Here is a 5,018-nt window from a genome sequence, read left to right as displayed (position 1 = left end):
ACGGCGCCCCCCGCTTCGCCGCAACGACCGCGTCGAAGACCTCCCTCTTCGGCACCCCGGCCTCCACCGCCACCGCGGCGATCGCCTCCTTGCGCCGCTCCCCCGCCTCCTCCCGCACCCGCACCCGCCGGACCAGTTCGGCCGCGTCCAGTTCCTCCGGCCCCTTCTCCGGCGCGCCCTCGACCACGACCGTGATCTCGCCGCGCACCCCTTCCGCCGCCCAGGCGGCCAGCTCGCCGAGGGGGCCCCGCTTGATCTCCTCGTACGTCTTGGTCAGCTCACGGCAGACCGCGGCGCGGCGCCCCGCACCGAAGACCTCGGCCATCGCGGTGAGCGTCGCGTCGAGGCGATGGGGGGCCTCGAAATAGACGAGGGTGCGGCGCTCGTCGGCGACCTCGCGGAGCCGGCCGAGCCGCTCGCCCGCCTTGCGCGGCAGGAAGCCCTCGAAGCAGAAGCGGTCGACGGGCAGACCGGACAGGGCCAGCGCGGTGAGCACCGCGGAGGGGCCGGGGACGGCGGTGACCCGGATGTCCTTCTCGACGGCCGCCGCGACCAGCCGGTACCCGGGGTCGGAGACCGACGGCATCCCCGCGTCCGTGACGAGCAGCACCCGCGCGCCCCCGGCCAGCGCCTCGACCAGCTCCGGGGTGCGCGCCGCCTCGTTGCCCTCGAAGTACGACACGATCCGGCCGCTCGGCTGCACCCCCAGCGCCTGGGTGAGCCGGCGCAGCCGCCGGGTGTCCTCGGCGGCGACCACGTCGGCACCGCTCAGCTCCTCGGCCAGCCGGGGCGGGGCGTCCGCGATGTCGCCGATGGGAGTACCTGCCAACACAAGGATTCCTGTCACACCCCCCATCCTCCCAGCCGCTCAGGCGGGCGGGCGAAGCGCGGGAGGCGACGGGGCCACATCCCCGACGCACGGGACTCCCACAGCGGTGTTCCCTACGATGGCGCGGTGACCAGTACCGCGTCCTCCACGGACACCCGGCAGGACCAGGCCACCGAAGACCAGCGGCCGTCGTGGCAGCAGCGGCTGCGCCGTTTCGGCTACTCGGCGCCGCGGAGAAGCGACGTGAGCGCCCGGCTCGTGCCCCCGTACACCCGGCCCGGCCCGCGTTTCTGGGCCTCGATCGGGGTGGGCGAGGGTCTCGCCGAGCGCCTGGTGCGCTGGTCGGCGTGGGGCGGTCCGCTGCTGGTGACGCTGGTCGCGGGGCTGCTGCGGTTCTGGCACCTGGGCAGCCCCAAGGCGGTGATATTCGACGAGACGTACTACGCCAAGGACGCGTGGGCAATCGTCCACCGCGGATACGAGGTCAACTGGGCCAAGAACGCCAATGAGCTGATCCTCCAGAACAACGGGAACGTGCCGATCCCCACGGATCCGGCGTATGTGGTGCACCCGCCCGTCGGCAAGTACGTCATCGGTCTGGGCGAGCTGATGTTCGGGTTCAACCCGTTCGGCTGGCGCTTCATGACGGCGGTGCTCGGCACGCTGTCGGTGCTGATGCTGTGCCGGATCGGCCGCAGGATCTTCCGCTCGACGTTCCTCGGCTGCCTGGCGGGCGGGCTGATGGCGGTGGACGGGCTGCACTTCGTGATGAGCCGCACGGCGCTGCTCGACCAGGTGCTGATGTTCTTCGTGCTGGCGGCCTTCGGCTGTCTGGTCATCGACCGGGACAAGGCACGCGCACGGCTGGCGGCGGCCCTGCCACGGGACGGCGACGGGGTCGTACGGCCCCACCCGCTCGTCGCGGAGACGACCCGGCTGGGCCTGCGCCCGTACCGGCTGCTGGCGGGGCTCTGCCTCGGCCTGGCCTTCGGCACCAAGTGGAACGCCCTGTACTTCCTGGTGTTCTTCGGGATCATGACGGTGCTGTGGGACTACTCGGCGCGCAAGGTCGCCGGTGCCCGTCAGCCGCTGATCGCGACGCTCCAGCGCGACCTGGGCTGGGCGTTCCTGTCGACGGTCCCGGTGGTGATCGTCACCTATCTGGTCTCGTGGACCGGCTGGATCGTCTCCCCGGACGACGGCACCGGCGGCTACTACCGCAACTGGGCGGCGACCGAGGGCAAGGGCGGCTGGTTCGACTGGCTGCCGGACTGGCTGCGCAGCCTGTGGCACTACGAGCACGCGGTCTACGAGTTCCATGTGGGCCTGTCGTCGCCGCACACCTACCAGTCGAACCCGTGGAGCTGGATCATCGCTGGCCGGCCCGTCTCGTACTTCTACGAGTCGCCGCCGCCCGGCACCGACGGCTGCCCGACCGACACCGTCGAGAAGTGCGCCCGCGAGGTCCTCGCCATCGGCACCCCGCTGCTGTGGTGGGCCGCCGCCTTCGCGACCCTCTACGTCCTGTGGCGCTGGCTGTTCCGCCGCGACTGGCGCGCCGGCGCCATCGCCTGCGGGATCGCCGCCGGGTACCTCCCCTGGTTCCTGTACCAGGAACGCACGATCTTCTACTTCTACGCCGTCGTCTTCCTGCCCTTCCTGTGCCTGGCCGTGGCGATGCTCGTCGGCGCCGTCCTCAGCCCCGCGGCGGCCACCGAACGCCGGCGTGTGGCCGGCGCCGCGGCGGCGGGCGTCCTCGTCCTCCTCATCACCTGGAACTTCATCTACTTCTGGCCGCTGTACACCGGACAGCCCATCCCGATCGACGGCTGGCGTTCACGGATGTGGCTGGATACGTGGGTCTAGGGCCGGTCGGGGCGCGCCTGGCGGCGCGCGCCGATCAGCACACGTTGGCCGTCGAGTTGGCCCAGAAGACGAGGAACGACCAGGTCTGGGCGCCGATGGTGCCGTCCACGGTGATGCCGGCGCACTGCTGGAACCGCCGCGTCGCCGCATGGGTGACGGGCCCGAAGTTCCCGTCCACGGCCAGCCTGGGGCCCGACATCGAGTTGTTCAGGTAGCACTGCGCCTGCCGGACGGCGCTGCCCGACGAGCCGATCTTCAGGGTGGGCCGCTGGATGGTCTGGTTGCAGACGTCCACGGTCCCGTGCGCGACGGGCCTCTCGGGTGCCGCCGCGCGCGCCGCCGTCGTGCGCGCCGGGGAATCAGGGCTCTGGGGTACCGCTACGGCCGCGCCTCCCGCAAGGACCAGCGAGGCGGCCAGGGTCACGCAAGTGGTCGTGCGTCGCATGTCTCTCGCCTCCAAGAACCACCCCCGGGAAACACCCCCAGTACCACCGTGCACTTGCGCCCCATGAGTCGCATCCCGGCGACCGGAACCGGTCCGCACCGCGATCGGCGTTCGCGTATGTGGAAAGTCGTCCGGGGCTAACGATTCGGGGAACACCCGTCCCGTTGGTCACCCGGCGCGTTTACAGTGAGGCGCGGCACACGATTTCTGAACATGTTCAAAGCGGTCGGGTCAGATACCGGGACCGCTCACGGGGAACGAACGGGGAGAGGTCATGCGCAAGGGGGCCAAGGTCGCCATAGTCGGCGGAGTGCTCGTGGTGATGGTGGGGGGCGCCGGGTACGGGACGTACAACTTCTTCGACGCGCTGAACGGCGGGACGGGCACGGAGAGACGGACGGGGCCGCCGAGTTCCGACGAGGTCGCGGAGACCACGGAGAAGTTCTTCGCCGCGTGGGAGAAGGGCGACGCGAAGACGGCGTCGTCGTACACCAACGACACGGTGGGCGCGGGGAGGTTGCTCGGGGAGTACACCGGTGCCGCGCGGATCGGCGAGGTGCGGATCGCGCCGGGCGAGCCGACCGGGGCGGGCGGCCGGACCGTGCCGTTCTCCGTCCGTGCGACGGTGTCGTACAAGGGGAAGACCGAGAAGCTCGCGTACAAGAGCCGGCTGACCGTGGTGCGGGGCGAGACCACCGGGCGGGCCCTGGTCGACTGGGCGCCGTCCGTCGTGCACCCGGACCTCAAGAAGGGCGACGAGCTGTACACCGGGGAGGCCGAGGCACCGCCCATCAAGGCCATGGACCGTGACGGCGCCGTCCTGACGAAGGAGAAGTACCCCTCCCTCAGGCCGATCCTGGACACCCTGCGCGAACGCTACGGCGACAAGGCGGGCGGCACCCCCGGGGTCGAGCTGGCGATCCGGCACACCGCCACGAACGCCGCCGACACCCCCCTGCTGACCCTCGCCAAGGGCAAGGCGGGCGAGCTGAAGACGACGATCAGCGCGAAGGTGCAGGCCGCCGCCGAGAAGGCCGTCGAGAAGTACGCCGAGTCGTCCGTGGTCGCCGTCAAGACCGGCACCGGTGAGGTGCTGGCCGTCGCCAACCACCGCGACGACGCTTTCAACGCGGCGTTCGAGGGGGAGGTGCCGCCCGGCTCCACCATGAAGATCCTCACCGCCGCCACGCTCATCGACAACGGCGTGGCCACGATGAACAGCCCCGCGCCCTGCCCCGACACCGCGACCTGGCAGAGCCAGACCTTCAAGAACCTGCCGGGGATGAAGGCCGACGAGTCGTCCGGCGCGACGCTCGCCAAGGCGTTCATGCGGTCCTGCAACACGGCCTTCATCAAGCTGATCGACGAGGACCCGTTGAACGACGCCTCGCTGACGAACGAGGCGCGGGAGCGGTTCGGCCTCGGCAAGGACAACTGGAAGACGGGCATCACCTCCACCGACGGCACGGTGCCGGAGTCCGTGGGGCCGGACCGCGCGGCCAACGCGATCGGGCAGGGCCAGGTCACGATGAACCCGCTGAACATGGCGTCGGTGACGGCCACCGCGATCACCGGCACGTTCCGCCAGCCGTACCTGGTGTCGCCCGACCTGGACGACCGCGAACTGGCCACGGCACGGGGCCTGGACCCCGCGACCGCCGCGCAGCTCAAGCAGATGATGAAGCTCACCGCGACGTCGCCGCAGGGCACCGCCGCCCGCGTCATGTCCGGGCTGACCGGCGACATCGGCGCGAAGACCGGCTCCGCGGAGGTCGACGGGCAGGACGTGGCGGACAGTTGGTTCACCGGCTTCCGCGACGGTGTCGCCGCGGCGGCGATGGCGTCGGCGGGGGCGCCGCGGCGACACCGTCGCGGAAG

The 5,018-nt window shown here is 71.2% G+C and carries 4 protein-coding genes; 2 read left to right on the top strand and 2 right to left on the bottom strand.

The features are described from left to right. The coding region (gene rsmI, locus AOK23_RS41690) for a 16S rRNA (cytidine(1402)-2'-O)-methyltransferase (protein WP_055717600.1) at window positions 1–847 on the bottom strand (847 nt) is incomplete at its 3' end. A 108-nt stretch (window positions 848–955) separates the two neighbouring features. On the opposite strand from rsmI, the gene AOK23_RS41685 reads away from it, so the two are divergent. Continuing rightward, window positions 956–2,695: a dolichyl-phosphate-mannose--protein mannosyltransferase gene (locus tag AOK23_RS41685; RefSeq protein WP_055717599.1), complete on the top strand. Its 1,740-nt coding sequence runs from the start codon at window positions 956–958 to the stop codon at window positions 2,693–2,695. 34 nt (window positions 2,696–2,729) lie between these two features. Here AOK23_RS41685 and AOK23_RS44155 read toward each other — a convergent pair whose 3' ends face one another. Continuing rightward, on the bottom strand, window positions 2,730–3,140 hold the full coding sequence (locus AOK23_RS44155) for a peptidoglycan-binding domain-containing protein (protein ID WP_063791503.1): 411 nt from the start codon (window positions 3,138–3,140) through the stop codon (window positions 2,730–2,732). A gap of 274 nt (window positions 3,141–3,414) precedes the next feature. Here AOK23_RS44155 and AOK23_RS41675 point away from each other — a divergent pair. Next, window positions 3,415–5,018, top strand: a 1,604-nt coding sequence (locus tag AOK23_RS41675; RefSeq protein ID WP_055717597.1) for a penicillin-binding transpeptidase domain-containing protein, incomplete at its 3' end; no start/stop codon positions are given.

The organism is Streptomyces torulosus (assembly GCF_001419765.1).
Lineage (GTDB): Bacteria > Actinomycetota > Actinomycetes > Streptomycetales > Streptomycetaceae > Streptomyces > Streptomyces torulosus.
The sequence above is the reverse complement of the archived record's forward strand: the minus strand, read 5'-3'. Positions and strand labels throughout refer to the sequence as shown.

What these genes read in the sequence shown, in the direction of transcription:
- AOK23_RS44155 (WP_063791503.1), bottom strand. Translation starts at nt 3,140, where the DNA reads ATGCGACGCACGACCACTTGCGTGACCCTGGCCGCCTCGCTGGTCCTT.